At 64.5% G+C, this 26,854-nt stretch carries 23 protein-coding genes; 19 read left to right on the plus strand and 4 right to left on the minus strand.

Annotated features, from left to right (window positions below):
• Positions 1-146: 146 nt before the first annotated feature.
• Positions 147-1,148, minus strand: a complete 1,002-nt coding sequence (glk, locus tag GA0061098_RS26760; protein ID WP_091963729.1) for a glucokinase — start codon at positions 1,146-1,148, stop codon at positions 147-149.
• A 259-nt stretch (positions 1,149-1,407) separates the two neighbouring features.
• On the opposite strand from glk, the gene pncA reads away from it, so the two are divergent.
• The 11 genes from pncA to GA0061098_RS26815 all read left to right on the plus strand — a co-directional run bounded on the left by pncA (position 1,408) and on the right by GA0061098_RS26815 (position 13,797).
• Positions 1,408-2,046, plus strand: coding sequence for a bifunctional nicotinamidase/pyrazinamidase (gene pncA / locus GA0061098_RS26765; protein WP_091963595.1), 639 nt, complete (start codon positions 1,408-1,410; stop codon positions 2,044-2,046).
• A gap of 16 nt (positions 2,047-2,062) precedes the next feature.
• Positions 2,063-3,178: an alpha/beta fold hydrolase gene (locus GA0061098_RS26770; RefSeq protein WP_091963598.1), complete on the plus strand. Its 1,116-nt coding sequence runs from the start codon at positions 2,063-2,065 to the stop codon at positions 3,176-3,178.
• A gap of 155 nt (positions 3,179-3,333) precedes the next feature.
• Positions 3,334-5,367, plus strand: a complete 2,034-nt coding sequence (locus GA0061098_RS26775; RefSeq protein WP_091963601.1) for an NAD(+) synthase — start codon at positions 3,334-3,336, stop codon at positions 5,365-5,367.
• 32 nt (positions 5,368-5,399) lie between these two features.
• Positions 5,400-5,780, plus strand: a complete 381-nt coding sequence (locus tag GA0061098_RS26780; RefSeq protein ID WP_165637623.1) for a GrlR family regulatory protein — start codon at positions 5,400-5,402, stop codon at positions 5,778-5,780.
• 133 nt (positions 5,781-5,913) lie between these two features.
• Entirely contained in the window at positions 5,914-7,119 is a 1,206-nt protein-coding gene (locus tag GA0061098_RS26785; protein ID WP_245323594.1) for a DUF1236 domain-containing protein, read from the plus strand.
• A gap of 450 nt (positions 7,120-7,569) precedes the next feature.
• Positions 7,570-8,385 carry a sugar phosphate isomerase/epimerase family protein gene (locus GA0061098_RS26790; RefSeq protein ID WP_091963605.1) on the plus strand — a complete coding sequence of 272 codons (816 nt, stop codon included), beginning with the start codon at positions 7,570-7,572 and terminating at the stop codon, positions 8,383-8,385.
• A 23-nt stretch (positions 8,386-8,408) separates the two neighbouring features.
• Positions 8,409-10,046, plus strand: a complete 1,638-nt coding sequence (locus GA0061098_RS26795; RefSeq protein WP_091963608.1) for an ABC transporter substrate-binding protein — start codon at positions 8,409-8,411, stop codon at positions 10,044-10,046.
• 1 nt (position 10,047) lies between these two features.
• The gene (locus tag GA0061098_RS26800) at positions 10,048-11,031 is read left to right on the plus strand and encodes an ABC transporter ATP-binding protein (protein WP_091963611.1); all 984 of its coding nucleotides are present in this window, start codon (positions 10,048-10,050) and stop codon (positions 11,029-11,031) included.
• Positions 11,028-12,014, plus strand: coding sequence for an ABC transporter ATP-binding protein (locus GA0061098_RS26805; protein ID WP_091963614.1), 987 nt, complete (start codon positions 11,028-11,030; stop codon positions 12,012-12,014). The genes GA0061098_RS26800 and GA0061098_RS26805 overlap by 4 nt, the downstream gene beginning before the upstream one ends.
• Positions 12,014-12,943 carry an ABC transporter permease gene (locus GA0061098_RS26810; RefSeq protein ID WP_165637624.1) on the plus strand — a complete coding sequence of 310 codons (930 nt, stop codon included), beginning with the start codon at positions 12,014-12,016 and terminating at the stop codon, positions 12,941-12,943. Before GA0061098_RS26805 ends, GA0061098_RS26810 begins: the two co-directional genes overlap by 1 nt.
• The gene (locus GA0061098_RS26815; RefSeq protein ID WP_091963619.1) at positions 12,940-13,797 is read left to right on the plus strand and encodes an ABC transporter permease; all 858 of its coding nucleotides are present in this window, start codon (positions 12,940-12,942) and stop codon (positions 13,795-13,797) included. Before GA0061098_RS26810 ends, GA0061098_RS26815 begins: the two co-directional genes overlap by 4 nt.
• A gap of 74 nt (positions 13,798-13,871) precedes the next feature.
• Here GA0061098_RS26815 and GA0061098_RS26820 read toward each other — a convergent pair whose 3' ends face one another.
• Entirely contained in the window at positions 13,872-15,248 is a 1,377-nt protein-coding gene (locus GA0061098_RS26820; protein WP_165637628.1) for a SagB/ThcOx family dehydrogenase, read from the minus strand.
• Between the two features lie 94 nt (positions 15,249-15,342).
• Positions 15,343-17,052: a TOMM precursor leader peptide-binding protein gene (locus GA0061098_RS26825; protein ID WP_245323596.1), complete on the minus strand. Its 1,710-nt coding sequence runs from the start codon at positions 17,050-17,052 to the stop codon at positions 15,343-15,345.
• Between the two features lie 84 nt (positions 17,053-17,136).
• Between GA0061098_RS26825 and GA0061098_RS46285 the strand changes: the two genes are divergently transcribed.
• The 6 genes from GA0061098_RS46285 (at position 17,137) to GA0061098_RS26850 (ending at position 22,590) form a co-directional block, all read left to right on the plus strand.
• Positions 17,137-17,592, plus strand: coding sequence for a hypothetical protein (locus GA0061098_RS46285; RefSeq protein WP_245323599.1), 456 nt, complete (start codon positions 17,137-17,139; stop codon positions 17,590-17,592).
• 451 nt (positions 17,593-18,043) lie between these two features.
• Entirely contained in the window at positions 18,044-18,319 is a 276-nt protein-coding gene (locus tag GA0061098_RS45190; RefSeq protein ID WP_161500082.1) for a hypothetical protein, read from the plus strand.
• An 87-nt stretch (positions 18,320-18,406) separates the two neighbouring features.
• Positions 18,407-19,276, plus strand: coding sequence for a VOC family protein (locus GA0061098_RS26835; protein WP_104466015.1), 870 nt, complete (start codon positions 18,407-18,409; stop codon positions 19,274-19,276).
• A gap of 199 nt (positions 19,277-19,475) precedes the next feature.
• Positions 19,476-21,326, plus strand: a complete 1,851-nt coding sequence (gene ilvD / locus GA0061098_RS26840; RefSeq protein WP_091963633.1) for a dihydroxy-acid dehydratase — start codon at positions 19,476-19,478, stop codon at positions 21,324-21,326.
• 358 nt (positions 21,327-21,684) lie between these two features.
• Positions 21,685-22,023: a hypothetical protein gene (locus GA0061098_RS26845; RefSeq protein WP_245323604.1), complete on the plus strand. Its 339-nt coding sequence runs from the start codon at positions 21,685-21,687 to the stop codon at positions 22,021-22,023.
• A 243-nt stretch (positions 22,024-22,266) separates the two neighbouring features.
• Positions 22,267-22,590 (plus strand): hypothetical protein, encoded by a 324-nt coding sequence (locus GA0061098_RS26850; RefSeq protein WP_091963737.1) that lies wholly within the window; start codon positions 22,267-22,269, stop codon positions 22,588-22,590.
• A gap of 178 nt (positions 22,591-22,768) precedes the next feature.
• Here GA0061098_RS26850 and GA0061098_RS26855 read toward each other — a convergent pair whose 3' ends face one another.
• A complete protein-coding gene (locus GA0061098_RS26855) occupies positions 22,769-23,293 on the minus strand; it encodes a GNAT family N-acetyltransferase (protein ID WP_091963636.1) in 525 nt (174 codons plus the stop codon).
• A gap of 160 nt (positions 23,294-23,453) precedes the next feature.
• Here GA0061098_RS26855 and GA0061098_RS26860 point away from each other — a divergent pair, with 160 nt between their 5' ends.
• Entirely contained in the window at positions 23,454-24,545 is a 1,092-nt protein-coding gene (locus GA0061098_RS26860) for an AI-2E family transporter (RefSeq protein WP_091963639.1), read from the plus strand.
• 64 nt (positions 24,546-24,609) lie between these two features.
• Positions 24,610-26,832 (plus strand): DUF3141 domain-containing protein, encoded by a 2,223-nt coding sequence (locus GA0061098_RS26865; RefSeq protein ID WP_091963642.1) that lies wholly within the window; start codon positions 24,610-24,612, stop codon positions 26,830-26,832.
• The last annotated feature ends 22 nt before the right edge of the window (positions 26,833-26,854 follow it).

Raw genomic sequence — 26,854 nt, forward strand, 5'->3', positions numbered from 1 at the left:
CCCCCGCAACTACGCCACACACAAACACACGGCAGGATTGTTTCTCATCCGGAACACGCAGGCAAGCACGTTCCTGCATGGAACCGCGCGCGCGCGGCAATCAGCTGTGTATTAATGGAACCATGAGCAGGGGAGGACGACCGACTTCAGTTTGGATTGGAGTCGGCGAACATCTTCAGGCCGACGAAGCTCGCGTCTGGCTTGGTCACGAGCTTGGTCGGGATGTTGCGCAGATAGTCCTGGAAGCGCCCCTTGGCTTCGAAGCGCGCCCGGAACGCAGAGGCGAGAAGGAACTCGGGGAAGCGCGGCGCGATTCCGCCGGCGACATAGACACCGCCGCGGGCACCGAACGTCACCGCGAGATTGCCGGCGACCGACCCAAGGATGGCGCAAAACATCTCCAGCGTCGCGCGGCTGACGGGACAGGTGCCTTCCAGCGCGGCCTTGGTGATGGCGGCAGCGTCGCGGTGGGGCACTTGGGCGCCGTCAACCTCAGCCAAGGCCTCGTAGAGGTTTTGTAGCCCGGAACCCGAGAGCGCGCCACGCTCGATGGAGACGTGGCCAAGGCGTCGCCGCAAGCACGCAATCACACGTTCCTCGCGCTCGTTCTCCGCCGGCAGGGTCGCATGTCCTGCTTCGGTGACGACGGCGAGGCGCGCGCCATGGCGTTCGACCAGACAGGAGACGCCAAAGCCGGTTCCGGGGCCGACCACCAGCCACGGCTCTCCGGGCAGGCCATCCTGTCCGCCGAGCGGGATCAGATCGGCAGGCCGCAAGGCGGGTAGGGACCAGGCCACCACCTCGAAATCGTTGAGCACATGGACGCTGTCGAAGCCGAGAGCCGGCTGCAGCTCGTTGCCGTCGATGACCCAGGGACTGTTGGTCATGACGCAGCGGTTGTTGGTGACGGGACCCGCCACGGCCAGTACGGCTCTTTGCGGCTGCTCGCCGCCGGACCGGCGCGCCAGCACGTCCGCGATGGCTTCCCGAACGGTCGGGAAGTCGGCGACCTTCACATAATCGATCGGTCCGGTCTGGTCGCCGTTGCCGAGGTCGCCGCGGCCCAATTCGCTCCGGATCAGCGCGAAGCGCGCATTGGTGCCGCCGATATCGGCGAGAAGTATCTGTCCTGTCTTGCCGATATTCATGACTTCGTGGCCGTCGCCGCCTTGCGGCACGACAACCCTGTCCTCCAGTCCTTCGACCCGATCCGCGCAGTCACGGACAGTGCGAGAATCCGCCCTTGGGTGCGCCTAGTCAACACGGACAAGGCCAAACCGTTGCATCATGGCGGTCTTCCCATGACCAATTCGCGCGGGGCTTCGCACCGCGCGGGCGGTTGCGAAGCTGCGCGGGAAGGCCGACACTCAGGGGACTTGTCCGGCGCCGGCGCGCCGGGCACATCGAATGAGACCGGCGATGAAGATTTCCGACCGCGACGTGCTGCTGGTGATCGACGTGCAGAACGACTTCTGCACCGGCGGGGCGCTTGCCGTTCCCGGCGGCGAGAAGGTCGTCCCTGCCATCAACCGAATCGCCCAAAAATTCGCCAATATGGTGCTGACCCAGGACTGGCATCCGCGCGACCACGTCTCGTTCGCGCCGAACCATGCGGGCAAGCAGCCGTTCCAGACCATCGAGCTTGACTACGGCACCCAGGTGCTCTGGCCGGCGCACTGCGTGCAGGGTACCTCAGGCGCGGAGTTCCATCGCGATCTCGACGTGGTCAAGGCGGGCCTCGTGGTGCGCAAGGGCTTTCGCCGTGGCATCGATTCCTATTCGGCGCTGTTCGAGAACGACAAGCGGACGCCGACGGGCCTGCTTGGATATTTGCGCGAACGCGAGCTGAAGACCGTGTTCGTCGCCGGCCTCGCGCTTGATTTCTGTGTCCGCTTCTCGGCGGAGGATGCCCGCAAGGCAGGGTTCGAGGTCGCCGTCATCGAGGACGCCTGCCGCGGCATCGATCTCGACGGCTCGGTCGCCGCGGCCCATCGGAGTTTTCGCGACCTCGGCATCTCCATCGTGAGCCTCGAGGCGTTCCTGTGACAATCGTGAGATAGCTATGGTGAAGCAGGCCGGCAAACAGAGCGGCGCGCAGGGGCCCGTCCCGGACGATCCGCTGATGTGGCCGTTTGCAGCGGCGCGCCTCGCCATGGACAGCTGCTTCTGGTGGCTGGAGCGCAGTCCGGCGGAGCAGGACGATAGCACTCTGCCCTGGACGACCCCGAGCACCGTCGCGCTCGAACTCGCGACCATGCGCCTGCGCGATTGCTCGCAGGCGCGGTCCGGTCAGCCGACGCTGGTCTGCGCGCCCTATGCGCTGCATCGGGCCCTGATCGCCGATTTCGCCCCCGGCCACAGTGTGGTGCAGTCGCTGCAAACCGGCGGCATCGACAGGGTCTATCTCACCGACTGGCGGTCGGCGACGCCGGATATGCGCTATCTCTCGATCGACAGCTATCTCGGCGATCTCAACGTCGCCATCGACGAGATCGGCGCGCCGGTCGATCTGGTCGGCTTGTGCCAGGGCGGCTGGCTGTCGCTGCTTTATGCGGCGCGCTTTCCGGCCAAGGTGCGGCGGCTGGTGCTGGTCGGCGCTCCCGTGGATATGTCGATTGAATCCTCGTTGTGCCGGCTCACCCGCAACGCGCCCGAGATGGTCTACGACCAGCTCGTCGCACGCGGCGGCGGCAATGTCCGCGGCGAGGAGATGCTGCGCTTCTGGTCCAAGGCGCCGAACCGCGACGATATCGTAACGGCGTTGCAGAGAGACCTGTCGGACGGGGAGGGCGCGGCGCTGCTCGCGCGGTTCGACCGCTGGAACGCCGAGACGCTCGATCTGCCGGGCAAATATTATCTGGAGATCGTCAACCGGATTTTCCGGGAGAACCAGATCGCCGGCAGCAGTTTCGTTGCGCTTGGCCGCACGGTCGATCCGAGGGACGTCAAGGCGCCGGTCTTCCTGCTGGCCGGGCTCGACGACGAGGTCGTGCCAGCTGCGCAGGCGCTCGCCACCGCCGGTCTCCTCGGCACGCCGCCGGCCTTCGTTGCGGCGGCGTCCGAGCCGAGCAATCACCTCGGCCTGTTCATGGGCGCGCGCACCCATGCGCACGCCTGGCCGCGGATCGCCGCGTGGCTGCGCGACGATCTGTCCGGCGTGCTGGCCCGCAGCGCCTGAGCTCGCCAAGGTGCTGGGCAAACCAAGGCCGGGCAGACCACGACGCAAATCCGTTATGCATGACGGCGGATGGCCTGCACGGGACCGGGTCGATGGGCTACATAGGGTCTGGAGCTGACGGCTTCGGCAGCGAAGAGATTAAGGTACTGCGCTCGATGACTTTCCACTCGATCTACGCCCACGGATTTGCGCGCGTGGCGGCCTGTGTCACCACGTCCCATGTCGCCGATCCCTCGGCCAACGCAAAGGCCGTGCTGGCGGCGGCCAATGCCTGCCATGAGCAGTCGGTGGCGGTCGCGGTGTTTCCCGAGCTGTGCCTGTCCGGCTATGCGATCGAAGACCTGGTCAAGCAGGATCCGCTGCTCGATGCGGTCGAGCGCGGCCTCGTAGGCCTCGTCGAGGCCTCCGCGGGACTGATGACGGTCCTGATCGTCGGAGCGCCGCTGCGCTTTGGTCATCGCATCTACAATTGTGCCGTCGTCATTCACCGCGGCAACATCCTCGGCGTGGTGCCGAAGACCTATCTGCCGACCTACCGCGAATTCTACGAAGGGCGGCATTTCGCCTCCGGCGCCGGTATCGCCGGCGAGACGATTGCGTTCGGCGGGCTGCACGCGCCGTTCGGCGTCGACCTCTTGTTTGCGGCTGAGGACGTTCCGGGCCTCACCATCGGCGTCGAGATCTGCGAGGACATGTGGATTCCGGTGACGCCGGCCTCGGAGCTGGCGCTTGCGGGCGCGAGCGTGCTGATCAATCTCTCGGGCAGCCCGATCACGATCGGCCGGGCGCGCTCGCGCGCGCTTCTGTGCCAATCGACATCGGCGCGCTGCCTCGCGGCGTACGTCTATTCGGCCGCTGGGGCCGGGGAATCGACCACGGATCTTTCCTGGGACGGCCAGACCTCGATCTATGAGAACGGCGTGCTGCTGGCCGAGGGCGAGCGGTTCCGCCAGGGCGGCCAGATCACGCTGGCCGACGTCGATCTCGATCTGCTCAGGCAGGAACGTGCCTCGATGGGGACGTTCGACGACAACCGCCGCCAGCGCGAGGCATTTTTCCGCAAAGTGACATTCGCCCTGAAGCCGCCGGCCGCCGACATAGGCTTCCTGCGCAAGGTCGAGCGCTTTCCGTTCGTGCCGAGCGACGAAAGCCTGCTCGAGCAGGATTGCTACGAAGCCTACAACATCCAGGTCGCCGGGCTCGTGCAACGCATGCGCGCCACCGGCACCAAGCGCGTCGTGATCGGCGTCTCGGGCGGGCTCGATTCCACCCATGCATTGATCGTCGCCGCCAAGGCGGTCGACCTGCTCGGCCTGCCGCGTGAGAACATCCTGGCCTACACCATGCCGGGCTTTGCCACCGGCAGCGAAAGCAAGTCCCATGCATTGGCGCTGATGCAGGCGTTGCAGACGAGCTGGCAGGAGCTCGATATCCGCACCACGGCGACGCAGATGCTGAAGGATATCGGCCATCCCTTCGGCAACGGCCAGAAGGTCTACGACGTCACCTTCGAGAACGTGCAGGCGGGCCTGCGTACGGATTACCTGTTCCGGCTCGCCAACCATCACGGCGGCATCGTGATCGGAACCGGCGATCTCTCCGAGCTCGCGCTCGGCTGGTGCACCTATGGCGTCGGCGACCAGATGGCACATTACAACGTCAATGCCGGCGTGCCGAAGACACTGATCCAGCACCTGATCCGCTGGGTGATCTCATCGAAGCAGTTCAGCGACGACGTCAACCGGACGCTTGGCTCGATCCTGGCCGCCGAAATCTCGCCCGAGCTGGTGCCGGTCGAGCCCGGCCAGAAGCCGCAGAGCACCGAAGCATCCGTCGGCCCTTACGAGCTGCAAGATTTCAACCTGTTCTACACGCTGCGGTTCGGCATGCGTCCGTCCAAGATCGCCTTCATGGCGCAGCACGCGTGGAAGGATGTCGCCAAGGGCGAATGGCCGCCGGCGTTCCCAAGCGACCGGCGCAAGGCCTATGATCTCAAGGACATCCGCCGCTGGCTCGAGGTGTTCCTGCGCCGCTTCTTCGCCTTCAGTCAGTTCAAGCGCTCGGCGATGCCGAACGGCCCGAAGGTCTCTGCGGGCGGCTCACTGTCGCCCCGCGGCGATTGGCGCGCGCCGTCGGATTCGAGCGCGGCGGCCTGGCTCGAGGATCTCGAGCGGAACGTGCCGAACTGATCGGGACGGCGGATCGTTGGGGAGATGATCTGATGTCGGCAGGGGATGGAGCGGAAGCGGAGGAGGCCAGGGTCGTCAACGGCCTCTACATCTTCGACATCGAGATGCGCGACGGTAAGCGCGGGCAGGCGAGGGGCGTCGTCGTGCTGTGCGACGGACGCATCATGGGTGGCGACAGCTATTTCTACTACACCGGCACCTACACCTTCCGGAACGGCAAGTGGCGGGGCGACATGATCGTCAATCAGCACACCGAAGCGGTCGGCAGGACGCTTGCGTTCGGCGGCAGGGAGGTCACCTGCGGCTTCTCGGGCGACTACTCCGCCGACGGTGCCGAAGTCGAGGGCATGGCGCTGGTCGGCAAGACCAGCGTGACATTCACGGCCCGCCTCACATTGAAGGACGCGATGTAAATCCGCGTGATCGGCCCTCGTTCCTGTTCAGGAACCTTCGCACCCACAGAGCGTTCGCGTCTGTTATTGCGAATTGTCGAGGAGAGGGACCATGCGTCAACACTTGATGTTATCGACTGCGGCCGTCGGGCTCATGCTCGCGTCCGGCATCGCCTACGCCCAGGCGCCCGGTGAGCGCAGAGACGAGCCAAAACGGACCGAGGAACCGGCGAAAAGCGCCGCGCCCCAGCGCGGTAGTGCAGCTCAAGAACGCGTCCAAGATCGCGCCCAGGGCGCCCAGGAGCGACTGCAGGGCGCCGGCCGCGAAGAGAAGGGCGGCGGCCGCCGTGCGGAGGAAGAGAAGGGACGACCGGGCACCGCCGCTGAACGCGGCCAGCCCAATGTGAAAGAGCAGGCCCAGGAGTCTCGCGAGCCATCGCGAGATCGCAACCGAGAAGCCGACACGGCGAAACAAGGTCGCGAGACCGGCAAGAGCAGCGCCGAGACGAAGCAGGACAAGTCTGCGCCGCAGAAATCAACCGCCGAGTCCGAGAAATCCAAGAGCGGTCCGGCTGGCCAGCAGAACGAGCGGACGGGAGCTGCGGCCAACCAGAAAGAGCAGAACCAGCCTCCGCGCAATGCGGCCGAGCAACAGCCGGCGCAACAGAACAACCGGCCGGCCACCGCGACGGACACGAACCGCGCAGCTCCGACCAACAATGCGCAAACCGCGCCTTCCGGCACGCAAACCAATCAAGCCAATCAGACCACCCAGACCAACACGCAGGTTGGTCAGCAGACCAGCGTGACCACCGAGAAACAGGTGCGGATGTCCGAAACGGTGAGCCGTGCGCGGTTGGCGCAGCCCGAGCGCAACCTGAACATCTCGATCCGGATCGGCGAGACGATCCCGCCGCGCGTGCGTCTCTACCGGCTGCCGCCCGAGATCGTCACGATCGAGCCCCAATATCGGGATTACGAGTATTTCGCGACCGATGATGACGTCGTCATCGTGGAGCCGCGGACGCATCGCATCGTCAGCCAGGTGCCGCGCGATCCGTCGCGAGCCCGCGCGCAGATGGGCGGCGCGGCCTCGTCGAACGTGGCAGCCGCCGGCAGCGCAACGAGCAATAGCGTGAATTGTCAGATCATGCGGCGTGATGCGTCGGGCAATGTCGCCCAGGCAGAGCCGTCAACTGTCGGCTCGACCGCGCGCATGGATTCGCTGAGCGTGACGGTTCAGATGCCGGATGGCAGCTCGTCCACACCGGTCGCCCTTGGGGCGGCCGCCGGCAATATCGTGGTCGCGACGCAAGGGCAGGGCGACTGCACGGTGACGATCGAGCCGCAAACGCGCTGATCGAAAGCCGACGCTGAAACGACAACGCGCCGCCCGGATGCCCCAACCGGACGGCGCGTTGCTGCGTTCAATCTGAAAGTTTCGCGGTCCGGAGTGCCTAGGAGTCCGGACCTCGTCACCTTGCCCCAGCCTTCAATCCCCCGCCCCATGTGGTCCCCCAACCCCATGTAGCGCGATCAGAGGGTGATGCCCGTGGAAGTAGCCGCCGATCGATGCACGCGATGTACGTGACATCGCGATAGGATTCCATTCCGGATCACTACGGACACAGATACCGCTTGCCATGTGCCCGTTCTGCATCGGTGGTCTGATCGCTGTTGCCTGATCTACCGCACGCGAGGGGCAGGATGTCCACACCTCCTCGGCGCCGCTGAACCGCGATTTCACGGGCCTGTCATTGAACTGGTCTAGCGCTGCTCCCTGTCATCGCCGACAGCCAAGGAGCAAGCCATGTCGAAGCCGGTGCTGGGCGCCGCATTGTCCATCAAATCGATCCCCGCCCATCGGGACTGGCTTCTCGATCGGCAGCGCGATCTCGAAATCCAGGATTTCTTCCGCGCCGATCTACTCGACAGCGATTGGCGCAGCACGGCCGGCGAGATCAAGCAGATGCTGTCGGGCCATACCGGCCGGCTCGGCATTCACGGGCCGTTCTGGGGCTTCAAGATCGACAGCCACGATCCCATGATCCGCCAGGCCGTGACCAAGCGCCTGCTTCAGGGCCTCGATGCCGCCGAGTTCCTGGGCGCGACGCAGATGGTGATCCATTCGCCGTTCACGACCTGGGACCACAACAATCTCGATCTCTATCCGGACAATCGCGGCAACCTCGTCGAACGCGTCAAGGCGACGCTTGCCGAGGTGATCGCGCGCGCCGAGACCATCGGCTGCGAGCTCGTCATCGAGAACATCGAGGACAGGGATCCGCGCGACCGCGTGCGCCTCGCTAAGGCGCTGGAAAGCGCCAAGGTCCGCGTCTCGCTCGACACCGGACATGCCAACTACGCCCACATCTCCACCGGCGCGCCGCCGGTCGACTATTACGTCGAGACCGCTGGCGACATGCTGACCCATGTGCATCTGCAGGACACCGACGGCTTTGCCGACCGGCACTGGGCGCCGGGCGAGGGCAACATCCCCTGGGTCGCCGTGCTCCGCGCCCTGGGACGGCTGAATTCCAACCCGCGGCTGATCCTCGAACTCCGCAACCACGACGACGTCCGCGCCGGCGCTGCCCATCTCGCCGCGCTCGGTCTCGCCGAATAACCGCATCATCTGGGGCTACCGCCATGAGCAAATTCACCCGTCGCACCATCCTGAAAACCGGCGGCGCCGCCGCAGGCACATTGCTGCTGCCGCGTTTTGCCATCGCGCAGGGCGACAACCGTCCGTCGGTGACGATCGCCGTGCAGAAGGTGACGAATGCGAACGTGCTCGACGTGCTGCGCGAACAGTCCAATGTCGGCGAGCGCGTGTTCTTCTCCTCGATCTGGGAAGGCCTGATCTCCAAGAACTGGCGCGGCAACCTCGAGGCCGTGCCCGGCCTTGCCACCGAATGGCGCCGCATCGACGACCAGACCGTCGAGGTGAAGCTGCGCCAGGGCGTCAAATTCCACAACGGCGACGAGCTGACCGCAGAGGACGTCGTCTTCACCTTCAGCCGCGAGCGCATGTTCGGCGAGACCGAGGCCAAGAGCCGCTCGACGATCCAGGCCTTCGAGAAGATCCCGACGCCGCGTCCGGGAAAGGAATTGCCGCCGGACGTGCCGGCCGTTGCCCGCCGCATCTGGCCGGACCTCGTGCGCGTCGATGCCGTCGATAAATACACCGTGCGCTTCTACAACGCGACGCCCGACGTCACGATCGAAGGCCGGTTGTCGCGCTACGGCTCCGACATCATGAACCGCCGCGCCTGGGACGAATCCGCGAGCTATCTCGACTGGGCGCGCAAGCCGGTCACAACCGGCCCCTACAGGGTCGTCGAGCTCAAGCCCGACGTGTCGCTGACCCTCGAAGCGCATGACGAATATTGGGGCGGTCGTCCGCCGCTCAAGCGCATCCGCTTCCTGGAAGTGCCGGAGGTTGCCAGCCGCATCAACGGACTCTTGTCGGGTGAATATCAGTTCGCGTGCGACATCCCGCCGGACCAGATCGCCGGCATCGAGAAGAATGCCGCGTTCGAAGTGCAGGGCGGCACCATCCTCAATCACCGCCTGACCGTGTTCGACAAGAATCACGCCCAGCTTGCCAATCCACTTGTCAGGCGCGCCTTTACCCACGCGATCGACCGCCAGGCCATCGTCGACAGCCTGTGGGCCGGCCGCACCCGCGTGCCGAACGGCCTGCAATGGGAATTCTACGGCGACATGTTCAACGCCGACTGGAGCGTGCCGGCCTATGATCCGAAGCTCGCGCAGGATCTGCTCAAGCAGGCCAATTACAAGGGCGATCCGATTCCCTATCGGCTGCTCAACAATTACTACACCAACCAGGTCGCGACCGCGCAGGTGCTGGTGGAAATGTGGAAGTCGGTCGGCCTCAACGTCCAGATCGAGACCAAGGAAAACTGGTCGCAGATCATGGAGCGCGCGCCCACACGCGCCGTGCGCGACTGGTCGAACTCGGCCGCCTTCAACGATCCGGTCTCCTCGCTGGTCGCCCAGCACGGCCCGAACGGTCAGCAGCAGCAGATCGGCGAGTGGACCAATGTCGAGCTGAACAAGCTTTCCGAATTCCTGGAGACCTCGATCGACCGTGCCGCCCGCAAGAAGGCGTTCCGCCGCATGCTGGAGATCGCCGAGCGCGAAGACCCCGCCTACACGGTGCTGCACCAGAACGCGACCTTCACGGCCAAGCCTAAGTCGATCAAGTGGAAGGCATCGCCGGCGTTCGCGATGGATTTCCGCGCCGGCAATTTCGAGGCGTGAGGTGTCGCCGCTGGTCAGCATTGCAGGCCTGAGCGTCGCCTTCAGCGGCGTGCCGGTCCTGCGCGGTGTCGATCTCGCTCTTGGCAAGGGCGAGGCTCTCGGCCTCGTCGGCGAGTCCGGATCGGGCAAGTCGGTGACGTGGCTTGCCGCGCTCGGGCTGTTGCCGCGGCATGCCAAGGTCTCGGGCTCGGTGCGGCTCGACGGACGCGAGATCCTCGGCGCGCCGGCCGCCGAGCTCGACCAGGTCAGGGGCGGGCGCGTCGCGATGATCTTCCAGGATCCGGCGAGCGCGCTCAACCCGGTCTTGACCATCCGCAAGCAGCTCTGCGAAGCGCTGGCGCTGCATCGCGATCTCCAAGGCAATGCCGTGAAGGCGGAAGCGCGACGGCTGCTCGATCTCGTCGGCATTCCCGACGCAGGCCGGCGGCTGGAGGCCTATCCGCACGAATTCTCCGGCGGCCAGGTCCAGCGCATCATGATCGCGATGGCGCTCGCCGGAAATCCGGACCTCCTCATCGCGGATGAGCCGACCACGGCGCTCGATGCCACCATCCAGGCCCAGATCCTGGAGCTGCTCTCGACGGTTCGCCGCGAGATGGGCATGGCGATGGTGCTGATTAGCCACGATCTCGGCGTCGTCGCCGAGAATTGCGACCGCGTCGCGGTGATGTATGCCGGCCGCATCGTCGAGCAGGCCCCCAGCAACCAGCTGTTCGCCGATCCCGTGCATCCCTATGCCCAGGGCCTGATCGGCGCGCTGCCGCCGCTCGACGGCCCGCGGCGGCGTCTCACCGCCATTCCCGGCACCGTGCCCGATCCCGCGATGATGCCTGATGGCTGCGCCTTCGCGCCGCGTTGCACGCTGGCGTCCGAGTCCTGTGGCCATACCGCGCCGAGCCTGGCGCCGATCGCGGACGGCCGCACCGTTGCCTGCATCCGCGCCGAGGCCTCACGCCGCGCATTGCTCGGGATCGCCGCCGAATGAGCCCGCCGCTCGTCGAGGTGTCCGAGATCTCGCGCAGTTATTCGATGCGCTCCGGCATGTTCGGCCGCAGCACGGCCGTCCATGCCGTCGACGGCGTTTCGCTGACGATCCCCAAAGGCGAGACACTCGGCCTCGTCGGCGAGTCCGGCTCGGGCAAGTCGACCACTGGGCGTATCGTGCTCGGCCTGGAGCCGCCCGATAGCGGCGAGGTGAAGTTCGACGGCAAGCCGATGGCGGCGCTGGGCACGGCGGCTTGGCGCGCGCAGCGGGCACGCATGCAGATGATCTTCCAGGACCCGCTGGGCGCACTGGACCGGCGTTTGCCGGTCGCGGCGCAAATCCGCGAGCCCCTGGACATCCACGGCCTCGGCACGCCCGACGCGCGCGAGGAGCGTGTCCGCGAATTGCTGCGCGCCGTCGAGCTCACCCCGGCGCATGGCGCGCGTTACCCGGGCGCGCTGTCCGGCGGCCAGCGTCAGCGCATCGTGCTGGCGCGGGCGCTGGCCACAAAGCCCGATTTCCTGGTCTGCGACGAGCCGGTCAGCGCGCTCGACGTCTCGATCCAGGCGCAGGTGGTGAACCTGCTTTGCGATCTCCAGGCCCAGCTCTCGCTCACCTTGCTGTTCATCAGCCACGATCTGCGCGTCGTCAGGCAGATCAGCAATGTCGTCGCCGTGATGTATCTCGGCCGCATCGTCGAGATCGGCAGCGCGGACGATCTGTTCGCGCGTCCCGAGCATCCCTACGCCCAGGCGCTGGTCTCCGCTTCGCCTGCGCCGGGCCGCCGCAGCGCAGGCCGTATCGTGCTGGCAGGCGATCCTCCGAACCCGGCCGCGCGACCCCAAGGCTGCGCCTTCCATCCGCGCTGCCCGCACGCGGTCGCGCGCTGTGCGCGCGAGGTGCCGGCGCTCGCGGCCGTCGGCGGCAACAGGCAGGTCGCCTGCCATCTCGTCACGGGCGCCGAGACACGGGACGCGGCGTGATGGGACGCTATTTCGCCATTCGCATTGGACGTGCAGCGTTGACGATCGTGCTCGTCGTCACCTTCGCCTTCGTCGTGCTGCGCTTGTCAGGCGATCCCGCGCTGATGATCCTGGGGCCGGAGGCGCCGCCCGAGGTGCTCGCGGCGTTCCGCAAGGCCTGGGGCCTCGATGATCCCATCTGGTTTCAGTATCTCGATTACTTCGGCGCCATCGCCAAGGGCGAGCTTGGCCGCTCCATGCGTGACGGGCGACCCGCGATCGAGCTGGTGCTGGAGCGGATTCCGGCGACGCTGGCGCTGACCTTGCCGGCCTTTGCCTTCAAGGTCGCGCTCGGCGTTCCCGCCGGCATCTACGCCGCGCTGCATCGGGGCTCGGGGATCGACCGCGCCGTCATGATGACCGCGGTCGCGGGCTTCACCGTCCCGAGTTTTGTCCTTGCGCTGCTGCTGGTACTGGTTTTCGCCGTGCAACTCGGCTGGCTGCCCTCGGGCGGGCAGGACAGTTGGCGCCACGCGATCCTGCCCATCGCAACGCTGAGCCTCGGCGGTGCCGCCGTGCTGGCGCGCTTCACCCGCAGCGCGATGCTGGAGGTGCTGGGCCAGCCCTATATCCGCACTGCCTCGGCCAAGGGCATGCCGTGGCGCAGGGTGGTGACGTCGCATGCGCTGCCGAACGCGGCGATCCCGACCGTCACCATTTTGGGGTTCATGGTGGGCGCGCTGATCGCGGGCGCGGTCGTGGTCGAGAGCGTGTTTGCCTGGCCGGGAGTAGGGCGGCTTCTCGTCGTCGCCGTCGCCAACCGCGACCTCGCCGTCGTGCAATGCATCCTGCTGCTGGTCGCGATGACCATGGTCACGTCCAACCTCATTGTCGACTTCCTCTACGGCTTCCTCGATCCGCGCCTGCGCGCCAAAGGAGCCCACGCATGACCGACACGACGCTGAAGGACACGGCCGTCCGCCGCATCAGCCTGCCGGCGATCCCGGTCTCGGTCACGCTCGCGGTGACCTGGATCGTCGCGGTGCTCGTGATCGCCGCCTTCGCCGAGAAGATCGCGCCCTACGGCTACACTCAGCTCGATTTGCGCAACCGCTTGGCCGCGCCCGGCAATGCCGCGCATTGGCTCGGCACCGACGAACTCGGCCGCGACGTGCTGTCGCGGCTGCTCGTCTCCATCCGCATCTCGCTGCTGATCGCCTTCGGCGCCACCGCGATCTCGGCCGTGGTCGGCACCACGCTCGGCTTCCTCGCCGCGCATTTCCGCGGCGCGGTGGAGCAGCTCGTGCTGATGCTGACCGACTTCCAGGCCAGCATGCCCTTCCTGATCATGGCGCTCGCGGTGCTCGCCTTCTTCGGCAATTCGCTGCCGCTGCTGATTGGCCTGATGGGACTATTCGGCTGGGAGCGCTATGCCCGCATCGCCCGCGGCCTTGCCATCTCGGCCAATGCGCAAGGCTACGCCGCCGCGGTCCGCCAGTTAGGCGCGACGCCGCCCCGGATTTACCTCCGGCACATCCTGCCCAACATCGCCTCGACCCTGATCGTCTCGACCACGCTGGTCTTCCCCGAGGTGATCCTGATGGAGTCAGGCCTGTCCTTCCTTGGCCTCGGCGTGCAGCCGCCGATGACCAGCCTCGGCAACATGGTCGGCTACGGCCGCGAGTACCTGACCCGGGCGCCCTGGATCATGCTGGCCCCGGCCACCGCCATCGTGGTCACCACGCTGGCCGTCTCCGTGATCGGCGACTGGCTGCGCGACCGGTTGGATCCGACGTTGCAATAGCGCGACCGGCTTCAGCCGTGCGCCGACTTGCCGTCGCTTCGCGCGCGTTTGTCTAGTCTTGGTCTGGCCTTGGTCTAACCTTGGACCTCCGGCTTCTTGCCGCGCCCGAGCGCGAATTGACCGACGGGGCCTTCTATGTGCAATTCCTGCTGCGTCATTTTCGCGAACAGATCGATGTCGGTCGTCCCGATGGCGCAGCCCCCAAGGCCCATATCGGTCGCCGCCAGATAGAACGTCTGAATCAGGCTGCCGACATTCTTCAAGATCAACGAATATGCGATTGAGCTGTATTTCCAGGAGACCCGCCCAAAGCGCGCTGCGATTGTGATCAGGATTTGCGGCTGACGAGGCGCGTCCATGGCGAACTGAGCCGCCACCGAGAGAGCCTGGAGTTGTTGGGCAGAGGCGCTCATCGCAACCAGCGCGTGGCTCCCAGCATCGTAGTGGTAGAGTCCGCGCGCGAGCCCTTCGCAGTTGGAGACCGCCAGGTACAATTCCAGCTCGTACGCGCTGCCCGCCGAAGGATAGGGTCTCGTGCTGTAGGTGACTTCGGGGCCGCCATCAAAATACGGTTCGCTCTTCCATTCGGACAGAACGCGCGCGGTGGTGTCGAGGAACTGCGCGAGTTCGCGGAGCGTGACCGGATGCTTGTCGTCGAAATCCCGTGTTGAATGGCGTTCCCGCAACAGCTTCGGGAGGAGAGAGTTCGGCCCCGGGGAGGGGAATTTACGCAGGTCGATCTTGCTGCCGGGCCAGCGCGGACGCACCGCGGGCGGCGGCGGAACGACGCTCGCATAGGTGAAAGCGGCACCGACCGGATTGGCTTGCCGGCCCTCCGTGCTCCGCGTGTGAAATACCAGATCATGGAAATCCCAGAGAACGAGATTGCCGTCGCCTTCATCCACTCGCAAGCCGTCGCCGCCTTTCGTATCGAGCTTGAGCAGAACCTGGCTTTCGACCAGCAGTTCGAGCAGAAGAAGGTCGAAGGAGCGTGCCTTCGCCTTGAACTCGCCGATCTTCCGAGGCTGCGACAGCGCGGCAAGGGTAGCGGCGATGGCGGGATCGCCAATCTGGAACAGCGCGCCGGCGCGTGGCGATTCCAGCACCATCTCGTTGCCGCGCCGGCGCAGATAGGCAAAGCGCGACAACACAACGGTATCACGCTTGCCCAGCTTCGCGCGTCGCGGCCAGTAGTCGGGGACTTGAGGCTCGATGACCACGAGGTCCCGCTCGTCACGCGTGGAGGAGAGGCGGTATTCCAGAAGCCCCTGCCGGGCCAGGCGATGCACCAGTGCGTCGATTTCCCTGGCGAGGATGCTCTTGCCCGCAAACGAAGCGAGCGGAAGACCGGTGCTCAGGTGTCGCGCACGGTCCGTCGCAGCCTCGCTGAATTGTCCGAGGTTGACGGAATAGTCGCCCAGAGAGGCGGCAATGTTTCCGTCCGGCTGCATCCGGAGGGAGAAGCGATGGCTCAATCGGGCAGCAATGTCTGGCGCGATCTTCCTGTTCGGCTTTTTCGGGGGAGCGCGCACGAAGAGCAGGCCTTCAGGTGTGTGGAATGAATGACGTCAGATCACTTTCCGGTCGCGGCCGGTCCAACAATCCGAGCTTCACCGGCACATCGTAAAGGCGGCCCGGGGCGAAGCGGCGATAAAAATGACGCAAGCCGGGAACGAGCACTCTGACGACCGGAACCTCGACGTCGGGACGTGTCTGGTCGAGGACGAGGAAATCGTAACCCGCACGGGCGGCAATCTCGACGCAGGCGATGGCCTGGTCACGCGTGTTGTCGTGAAGCTTGAGGCTCGGCGCTGGAGGGACGATCGGACGATCGCTTGGTATCAGGAACGGGTAATCTTCCAGGCGCAGCGGTGTAACACCGTCGAGGGTCGGCTTTTCGCCGCTCGCACCGCCCATCATGCTGACGGACATGAATTGGGTCAGCTCGGTGAGGGAGCGAAGCAGGGCGATGCGGCGGTCGAAATGCGCGCCGGAACCGAACTCGATATGCTCGTGTCCATTCTGCATCCAGTGCATGATTGCCACGTAAGTCGGAATGCCGAGGTCGGTGGTGACATCGAGCACCCACAGCTTGCGCCCGGCTTCCGCAAATTGAGTCTGGAGATCCCGGACATAGAAATCGTCGAACTGCTCGAGGTCGACCTCGGCGCGCTGCACCCGGTTGTACCACCAGATCGCGTAGGCATCGCGTTCGATCAGTTCGAGGAAGCCCTGGACAATCGCTTCGTCGCGGGTGTTGCCGGCCGCGCAGCCGTTGGAATCCGTATGAAAGCCGCCATAAAAGAAGTACAGGAGGCCCGTCGGCAGATATTTGAAGCGTTTGTCGCGCAACGATGAGACGGGCGACCACTCGGTCCTCGTCGAAGGATCAAACGGCTCGGGAACCGGATGGGGATCGTCCGGTTGCTGGAGAAATCTGTTCTTGAACTGCGTTTCACTGAAGAGCTGCACATCGTTGGGAAGAAGCGCGTCGCCAGGCTCGAAATCGGCAAATCGACGCGTCGTCCTGATCTCATCGCCCTGGAAGATTCCCGAATAGCGTTCGATCGATTCCATCAGCGCGCTGGCTTCGCCTTGCTCGGCGGTCGAGCCCTTGCCAAAACTGCCGCCGCTCAATCCGGACCTGAGTTGGTCGATGCTCTGGGCCGGCGCGGAGAAATTATGCTGGGCGAAGTAGTTGGTGTTCATTGGCAGATCGACGTCGATTCGTTCGAGCCTGGTCACAACCCCTGTCAGCGGGCTCACATGCTTGCGGAAGCGCGACACCGTCGACCGCGACGTCACCGTGCGGTATCCACCGCTGGTCATGACGAGCCTCTTGCCCTCGTCAATTTCGACCAGGGCCGGTGATCGGCGCGGGTTGTTCAGCTTCCTGCTGCCGCAGGTCGGACATTGTGGACGTCGCGTCACGTAGTGCTTGATGATCGCGGCGCCGGTCAGGTCGAAACTTGCGATGTGATCGCACAAATCGGTGCGAAAATCCGATGCAATCGCCTTCGCGATTTCGACGGCCGCAAAATGGATTCCAGTCTGGCCGACGTTTTCTCTGACGAGCGGCGATATGGCAACCGCACGCGCCGGTCCCCGGTCAAGAAACCCCTTGATCTCCCGGTTGCGGATCATGCGATCGAACAGGCAGGTCCAGCAAGCGGTCTCGCCCGGTTTGAACACGGGCCCGACCAGCGGAAACGGGCCGGACGGCTGCACCAGCAACCAGGGCGTCTTGCCGGCCACGCGTTCCTGGTTCAGCTCGGCAAGTCGCCGGTCGAGATAGTCGTTCGCCAGCGTGATCGTGAGCTTCGGCGCTCGCTTGGCGATTTGAACACCGAGCTTGTTCAACGCCGCGGTCAGCTCCTTGGCGCCTTTGACGTCGATCGCCTCAATCCGGACGGGGCAATTGCGAAGATTTTGTTCCGCGATCTCAAGGGGCATGCCGAGGCTCGCCAGGAAGCCGCCGACGGTGTCGTCGAATGCTTTCGGGCTCTGCGCAACGACATATCGGCGATCAAGGAGCCGCTTGATCGCTTCGTCGATCTTGTTGGCCGGAAGGTGCTTCGAAAGCTGGCTAATGATTTCGGACCAAGCCTTGCCATGTTTTCCGATCGCGGTGGCCAAGGCACAATAGAGCTCGCCATGCAGGAAGAACTTGCGGTCCTCGGAATAAAGGCAAACCGCATCGGGAGGCAGTACATAGGCGGTGAAGTTCGGTGCAAATCGGAGAATGTCTTTGCGGGTCTGCCGCGGAGCGCGCGTCTTGCGAGTTGCAGTCATTGAGTCAGCACGATGATCCTGTTGCCGATGCGAGCGTCGTAGCGAAATCAAGCAATTGGCCGGCCCCTCTCTCGAGACCGGCCAATGACCTATCAACCCGTGAATTTGACATTCGGAAGGCGCCGAGGCCTAGCACACGCGGCAGCGGCCCCACGATGCGCAGCAACTCGCGCATGATACGGCGCATCCCACCACACCAACGCCACAGCCGACACCGCAGCCAACGGCACAACCCGCACAACGGCAACCGACGCCACATCGGCAACTACGGCAACCGCGACAGCCTCTGCAGCCGCGGCAACCGCCGCATCCGCGCCATGCCAGCTGCACGCGGCTGCCGGCGTTTTCCTTGTCGAAGAGATGGAAGGTGGCCAAGCTGACGTCAGCCATTTCCTCTTCATCGAGGGTGATTGCCTGACCGGTTCCAAAGTGGGGCAATTGCTGTAGGTCGGATGTGGGCACGGCGGACGCCGATGCGCCTCCCCCCAGCGAGAACGTCAACCCTGCGGCTCCGAACGCCGGCACGGCGACTTTGGTTACTCGCTTCTTCCCTTTAGAAGTCTTCTTCGCCTGCCGCATGGTCGAACCTCCGAGCATTGCAAGAAGCGTCCCAGCCGCGCTAAGCCTACTCTCAGGAAATAGCGCGAGCAACAATTTCGCGCACAAAAGCGCGGCGTCGCACGTGCAGGGTGTATTCATCTTCATGAACGGCATCGGCACGGCGGGTTGACACAACGCATCAACGATCCACGCTGTTGGTGCGCGTGCAACTTGGTGCAGTGCCGCAAGCGCACCGAAGCTCGAACAGGAGATCGGCGTGGTCGATCGATCAGGGCGTTTCGCTTGGTATGAACTCCTGACCACGGATGTCGCGGCGGCTGGCGCATTTTACCGCAAGGCCGTCGGCTGGGGCATGAAGGATGAATCGACCCCGAAACTGCCTTACACGGTGCTTCGTAGCGGCGGCGCTCCGCTGGGCGGACTTATGGATATCCCGGAGGAGGGGCGAAGATTGGGGGCGACGCCGCGGTGGATGGGATACGTCGCCGTCGACGACCTGGACGCGACCGCCGCGCAGATCAGGCGCCTTGGAGGCGCGATCCTTGTGCCGCCGACCGACACCAATATTGGCCGCATAGCAGTCGTTGCCGATCCGCAGGAGGCGACGTTCGGGCTGATCAAAGATCCGACATATGGCCGACGAAAGCCGGGCCGGCTGGACGAGCCGGGGCGTGTCGGCTGGCATGAGTTACTGGCTGCCGACCGGACCGTGATCTTCGATTTCTACAAAGAACTATTCGGTTGGCAGAAGGCCGAGGATCAAGGTGAACCAGCGGCCTGGTATCAATTGTTTTCGGCGGGTGGGCAGGCGATCGGCGGCATGCTCACGAAACTTCCGATCGTAACGCAGCCGAGCTGGCTGCATTACTTCAATGTCGACGACATCGGTGCTGCCATGAAGCATGTGAGCGCTGGCGGAGGCCGGATCCTCCAGGGTCCGATCGAATTGCCTGACGGCTGCTGGATCGCACGATGTGTCGATCCCCAGGGGGCCTTGTTTGCATTGCAGGGCGCCCGAGGTCAGACAAGCATTGAACCAGCCTCGACCTCGGAAATCGGCTGGTCCACCAAATGGGGTGGCATTGCCTCCCAAGGGAGAATTATGCTGCCCAAGCCGAAGCGCTAAGCTGCTGCGCCTGTCCGGCGCTGACGCGAGCAGCAATAACCCGCGCCGGGAGCAGGGGAGGCCTGCGTGGGGTCGATCTGGGCCGTTTCAGGGCAAGTTCCCGTTGCGCCCGCCCAGCCCGTGCGGTATCCGGCCAGAAAGGCCTGAGGCGGCTCCTGTTTTTCCCGCCCGGCCGGTCAAACCGAGGACGGAAACCGCCATGCCAGCCTATCGCTCCCGCACCACCACCCACGGCCGCAACATGGCAGGTGCCCGCGGCCTCTGGCGCGCGACCGGCATGAAGGACGCCGATTTCGGCAAGCCGATCATCGCGGTCGTCAATTCCTTCACCCAATTCGTGCCCGGTCACGTCCATCTCAAGGACCTCGGCCAGCTCGTCGCCCGCGAGATCGAGCAGGCCGGCGGCGTCGCCAAGGAGTTCAACACCATCGCGGTCGACGACGGCATCGCGATGGGCCATGACGGCATGCTCTACAGCTTGCCGTCGCGCGAGCTGATCGCCGACAGCGTCGAGTACATGGCCAACGCGCACTGCGCCGACGGCCTCGTCTGCATCTCCAATTGCGACAAGATCACCCCCGGCATGCTGATGGCCGCGCTGCGGCTCAACATCCCCGCCGTGTTTGTTTCCGGCGGGCCGATGGAGGCTGGCAAGGTCAAGCTGCAGGGCAAGACCAAGGCCGTCGACCTCATCGACGCCATGGTCGCCGCAGCCGATTCCAAGGTCAGCGACGACGACGTCAAGGTGATCGAGCGCTCGGCGTGCCCGACCTGCGGCTCCTGCTCGGGCATGTTCACCGCCAACTCCATGAACTGCTTGACCGAGGCGCTGGGCTTGGCGCTGCCCGGCAACGGCACGGTGGTGGCAACCCATGCCGACCGCAAGCGCCTGTTCGTCGAGGCCGGCCACACCATCGTCGATCTCGTCCGCCGCTATTACGAGCAGGACGATGCTTCGGTGCTGCCGCGCAACGTCGCCAACTTCAAGGCGTTCGAGAACGCGATGACGCTCGACATCGCCATGGGCGGCTCGACCAACACCGTGCTGCATCTGCTCGCCGCCGCCCATGAAGGGCAGGTGGAATTCACCATGAAGGACATCGACCGGCTTTCTCGGCGCGTGCCCGTGCTGTGCAAGGTCGCGCCGTCGGTCGCCGACGTGCATGTCGAGGACGTGCATCGTGCCGGCGGCATCATGGGCATTCTGGGCGAGCTCGACCGCGCCGGCCTGATCGACACCTCGGTTTCGACGGTGCACGCGCCGACCATGAACGACGCGCTGGAACGCTGGGACATCAAGCGCTCCAAGAGCGAAGCGGTCCGCACCTTCTTCCGCGCTTCGCCCGGCGGCATCCCGACCCAGGTCGCCTTCAGCCAGGAGCGCCGCTACGACGAGCTCGATGCCGACCGCGAGAAGGGCGTGGTGCGCGACCTCGAGCACGCCTTCAGCAAGGATGGCGGCCTCGCCGTGCTCTACGGCAACCTCGCGCAGGACGGCTGCATCGTGAAGACCGCCGGTGTCGACGCCTCGATCCTGAAATTCTCCGGCCCCGCGCGCGTGTTCGAAAGCCAGGATGCGGCCGTTGAAGGCATCCTGGGCGGCAAGGTCGTCGCCGGCGAGATCGTGGTCATCATCTACGAAGGCCCGCGCGGCGGCCCCGGCATGCAGGAGATGCTGTATCCGACCAGCTATCTGAAATCGATGGGCCTCGGCAAAGCCTGCGCGCTCGTCACCGACGGCCGCTTCTCCGGCGGCTCCTCCGGCCTGTCGATCGGCCATCTCTCGCCGGAAGCCGCCGAGGGCGGCAACATCGGCCTGGTGCGCACCGGCGATCGCATCGCGATCGGCATCCCGAACCGCAGCATCAGCCTAGAGGTCTCCGACGACGAGCTCGCCAAGCGCCGCGTCGCGGAAGAGGCGAAGGGCGATGCCGCCTGGCAGCCGGCTGCGCGCAAGCGCAACGTCTCGACCGCGCTGCAGGCCTACGCTGCGCTCACCACCAGCGCCGCGCGCGGCGCCGTGCGCGAGGTGAAGCGGCGTCCGAAATAACGCCTCGACCTAATCGAATCCTCCGGAGCGCTCGCGGTCCCCCCGCGAGCGCGCAGATGCGCTGTTGCAGGACAGAGATGTGAAGCCGGGACGGGGGACGCAAAGAAACGGCCCCCGCCTCCTGGGGTGTGGGCTATTGGGGGGTGGAGGCGGGAGCCGCTTTGCGAAGTGGGCACCCGACGTGCGGGCTCGCCCGCCAGGCCCTGTGAATTTAGTGTATTTGTGGTCACTTTGCTATTTAATTTTTATTTATTTTCGTTGTTTTTTTATTTAATCGTGCAATCCTAAGAAAAATAGCCGAAATCCATTTTTCCGAATCCGGCCAGGCGGTCGCGCCGTATCCTCCGCAACGGTCCGGATGCCATTAGCGGAGCAAGCCATGAGTCAATCTCCATCGCTCGTGCCGAACATGACGACAGACCGGGACGTCTATCTCGTGCTCGATGATTTCGGCCGGCGGCTCGGCCGCGCCTGGTGTGAAACTGCCGAGGAGGACGCCAATCGGGCGACCCTGCTCAGACATTTGGTCGAGGGGCAATATCTCCATCCGGCACGTGTTGTGGCCTTCAATACAGCGGAAGGATGGTCACGAGATGCCACCGCAGAAATAGCGGACGAGCTGCGCCGCCGCTTTGTCGAATTCGAGGAGACAGATCCCTCGTTGCTGGAGTTTTTGGAACGAGCGGCGAGGCGCTGAAGCTCGAGCTTGACGGAGGCCGATGAGCGCCTTTCGCGTTAATGCGCGTGGTCAATGAGTTCTTACCGGTCGGCCGCGATTGGCCGTTCGCATTAAGGATGCCCCGACGAAGTTCGGCAGCCCTGGATTTTGCGGCATATACTGCCTGCGACCTTCGCAAATCCATTTTTGGGCAACTGGGGCACCACCGCAATGTCGCGTACTCTCGCTGTTGTTTTCTCGACCGCCGTCGCCGCGATTTCCATGACGGGCGCAGCCTCCGCCGGCTGCTACAATTGCTACGCACCGCCGCCGTGCCAGACCTGCTATCAGCAGCAATACGTCGCGCCGCAGTACCGCACCGTCGATGAGACCGTGATGGTCTCCCCGGGCTCCGTCGTCGCGCATCGCACGCCCGCGCAGTACCGCACCGTGATGGTCCCGCAGACCGTGATGGTCGCGCCGCCGAGCGTCCAGTACGAGCGCATCCCCCCGCAATACGCCACGCGCCAGCGCGTCCAGATGGTCTCGCCGGGGTATTCCTATTACGCCCCGGTGCAGATGGGATGCGCGTCCTGCGGGTACTGAGCTGACGCAGTCACGAAGAACATTCGCGCGGCGCTCCTAACTGGGCGCCGCTTTCTTTTGCGCAGTATAAAAGGGAGCGGATCTTTGAACCGGTAAGCCCTTGTTGCCGAGCTACATGCACCAAAGGACAGAGTGCGGCAGTGTTTTGCGCGGAGTTTGAGGCGTCGTCCGAGAGATTCTATCGGGTCAGCGTCAGTACCATATGGACCGTATCAGGTTCGCGGCGTTCTACGCGTTCGAACCCAAATCTGCCAAGAACCCTGAGCATCGCAGCGTTGTCCGGCAGCACCTCCGCGGTCAGTTCCTTCAGCTTGGCTTCGCGGGCAAGGCTGATCAGGTGACGCAGCAGCAGTCCGCCGATGCCGCGTCCTTGCCAGGCGTCGATCACCATGAAGGCCGTCTCGGCGCAGCCCGGCCCGGCTGCGACATATCGCGCGCCGCCCACGATGGTGCTCCGACCTGCATTCGCCACGCACGCGACCAGCGCCACATGGTTCTTGAAGTCGACGTCGACGAAATAGGCGCGCTCCTTCTCGGAGAAATGACGTTTTAGCATGAAGAAGCGGCGCTGGAGGGACTGTGTGCCCACCTCGCCAAGCGCGGCCAGCATGGCGGCCTCGTCATCTGGCCGGAGAGCACGGATCTCCACGGCCGTACCGTCGCGGAGCTGTTCGTTTCGCGCGTAGTTTGCTGCATTCAACATGCGTTCGCGTCGCAATTGTTGAGCCGTTTCGTGACCACGGCACCCGTCCCATCAAGCCGCCTTCAGTCCTTTGCCGGTTGATTTGGATCAAGCCTGCGGTCCCGGTCCGGCCGCTAGGCTTTCCGCATGGAGCCAACCAGCCGGGCGCAGGCCTCAAACCTTGAAGACACTTCGCCAACTTTTTTCCACCAGCGACGTCGTTCAGCTCGTGATCCGGCTCGGCTTGCTTGCGCTGCTGATCCTGTGGACGCTCCTGATCATTCGCCCCTTCGTGCCGATCTTGACCTGGAGCGCGGTGCTTGCCGTGGCGTTCTATCCGGTCTTCAGCTGGCTCGCGAAATGTCTGGGCGGCCGCCCGCGGACAGCGGCGGTGCTCCTCACCTTCATCATGCTCGGCATCGTCATCGGTCCGGCGGCCTGGCTCGGCCTCAGTGCGGTTGAGGGGGTCAGGGAGCTCGCAGGGCAACTCGGCAGCGGCGATCTCGTGCTGCAGGCGGCGCCGGAGCGGATCAAGGACTGGCCGGTGGTCGGGCCGCAGCTCTACGATCTCTGGAATCAGGCCTACACCAACATCCGCGCGGCCGTGCGCGAGGTTGCGCCATATCTGAAGCCGATTGCCGGCATGATGCTGTCATTCGCAGGCAGCGCCGGCCTCGGCACGCTGAAATTCCTGATGTCGGTGCTGGTCGCCGGATTTCTCTTTCCATATGGTCCGCAGCTCGTCAGTGCGATCCGCGGCTTCCTGTTCCGAATCGTGCCGGAACAGGGCGAACATTTCCTCGAGCTGGCGGCTGGGACCATCCGGGCGGTGTCGCAAGGCGTCATCGGCGTCGCCATTATTCAGGCGCTGCTCGCCGGCATCGGATTCAAGCTGGCGGCCATCCCGAGCGCGGGGCTGCTCGCCGTCATTGTTCTGCTGTTGTCGATCGTGCAGCTCGGTGCGGCGATCGTCCTGATTCCGGTCGTCATCTGGATCTGGATGGACAAGGACGTCACCACGGCGCTGCTCCTGACGGTATTTCTCGTCATCGTCGGTCTTCTCGACAACATCCTGAAGCCGCTGGTCATGGGACGGGGCCTCTCCACGCCGGCGCTCGTCATCCTGATCGGAGTAATCGGTGGCACGCTCGCGCATGGGATCATCGGTCTGTTCATCGGACCGATCATTCTCTCGGTCGCCTGGGAACTCGCAGCGGCCTGGATCCGCATCGACCGGGCCGTGCCGCCTGCGCAGCTTGTCGCTGACCGTTGACTTAAATCAACGTCTCGGCGATGGCGGCGCCTCTTGAATGCCTTGCACGACGACGAGGTCGAACATGGCGATTGAAAATCTGAAGCTCCCCGATGGCCCGCTGTCTGGGTTAGTCGCTTCGGCCGTGGAATACATGGTCGATGCAGGACAGCGCAGCGTCCTCTTTTTGGACATCATGCGCCAGCGCGGCGATCAGTATCGCGAGCATGTCGCGCAAACCGCGCCGCATGTCCTGCAATATGCCGCTGAATTGATCACGGATGGCCGGAAGCTTGATGAGCCGGTCAACTATGCGCTGGTGCGCATCGTTCCGCCCAAGGACATCGAAATCGACATGAGCCGGCGGCCATTCGTCGTGGTCGATCCGCGCGCCGGCCACGGTCCCGGAATCGGCGGCTTCAAGGCGGACAGCGAGATTGGCGTCGCGATGAGAGCGGGACATCCCTGCTACTTCATCGGGTTCCTGCCTGAGCCCGTGCCCGGCCAGACCATCGAGCGCATCGCGCGCGCGGAAGCGAAATTCATCGAGATCGTCATCGACCGCCATCCGGAAGCGGACGGCAAGCCCTGCGTGATCGGCAATTGCCAGGCCGGGTGGGCCGTCATGATTTTGGCATCGCTGCGACCTGAGCTATTTGGCCCTCTTATCATCGCCGGCGCGCCGCTCGCCTATTGGGCAGGCGTGCACGGCAAATATCCGATGCGCTATTCTGGCGGCCTGTTGGGCGGAAGCTGGCTCACGGCGCTGACGAGTGATCTCGGTGCTGGCAAGTTCGACGGTGCCTGGCTGGTACAGCATTTCGAGAACCAGAACCCCTCGAATACGCTCTGGACCAAGCAGTACAACGTCTATTCCAAGGTCGATTCCGAGGCGGAACGTTACCTCGACTTCGAGCGCTGGTGGGGCGGGCACGTCAACCTCAATGCCGAAGAGATCCAGTTCATCGTCGATGAGCTGTTCATAGGCAACAATCTTGCCGCAGGCCGGATCGAGATGTCAGACGGGCAGAAAGTCGATCTGCGCAACATCCGCTCGCCGATCGTCGTTTTCTGCTCCCAGGGTGACAACGTCACCCCGCCGCAGCAGGCGCTGGGCTGGATCCTGGACTGCTATTCCAGTGTCGACGAGATCAGGGCCTACGGCCAAACCATCGTGTATACCGTTCATGAGAGCATCGGTCATCTCGGCATCTTCGTGTCCGGGGGGGTGGCCAAGAAGGAGCACGCGGAATTCTCCAGCAATATTGACCTTATCGACGTGCTGCCGCCTGGGCTCTATGAGGCCACTTTCGAAGCCCGCGGTAACGAGACACTCAACGCCGATCTTGCGGCAGGGCAATGGGTGATGCGTTGCGAAGCACGGACGCTGGACGACATCCGAGCGATGGGCGGCAATTCTCCAGAGGATGAGCGGCGATTTGCTGCTGCCAAGCGCGTTTCGGAGCTCAATCTCGCGGCCTATCAGAAGTTCTTGCGCCCCTTCGTGAAGGGCATGGTGACGCCGCAGCTAGCGGAATCGGCGCGCAACATGCACCCGCTCCGACTGCAATATGAGCTCTTCAGCAGCCAAAATCCCTGGATGTCCACGATCAAGGCGGCTGCCGATCGAGTCGAGGATAAGCGCAAGCCGGTATCGAAAGACAATCCGTTCCTGGCGTTCCAGGAGCAGATGTCCAAGCAGATCGTCCATGCGCTGGATAGCTGGCGTGATGCGCAGGAAGCGCTGAGCGAGACCGTCTTCCTAAACGTCTATGGCTCGCCGCTGCTTCAGGCCGCCATAGGCATTGACCCTAACTCGGTACCGTCCCGCCGCCGCGAGATGTCCGCCGAGCATCAGGCCATGCTCGCCAAGCGAATTGCCGAGCTGAAGTCACAGATCGAGGAGGGCGGCCTGCGCGAGGCGGCGATCCGGGCGCTGCTCTATGTCGGCTCGGCGCGTGGCATGGTCGACGAACGCAGCATCGAGGCGCTGCGGCGGGTCCGGCGTGACCATGCCGGCCCACGGATGACGCTCGCCGAGTTCAAGATGCTGGTGCGCGAGCAGTTCTTTATGCTGCTGCTCGATCGCGGTGCCTCACTCGCGGCCATCCCCAAGCTGTTGCCTGACGACATGAACCAGCGCCGCGCGGCCTTCGTTGCGATGCGCGAGGTGCTATCGGCGAGCGAGGACCTTACCGGCGAGCGCGCTAACCGCCTGAAGCAAGTTGCCGAGTTGTTTGGGCTAGAAGGGGAAAAAGAGTGGATGTCAAACGTCGCCCCTTTCGACCCCAAGGCCAAAGCGTCGTGACGCGCATTGGCGGAAGCGGGAG

The organism is Bradyrhizobium shewense (assembly GCF_900094605.1).
Classification (GTDB): Bacteria; Pseudomonadota; Alphaproteobacteria; order Rhizobiales; family Xanthobacteraceae; genus Bradyrhizobium; species Bradyrhizobium shewense.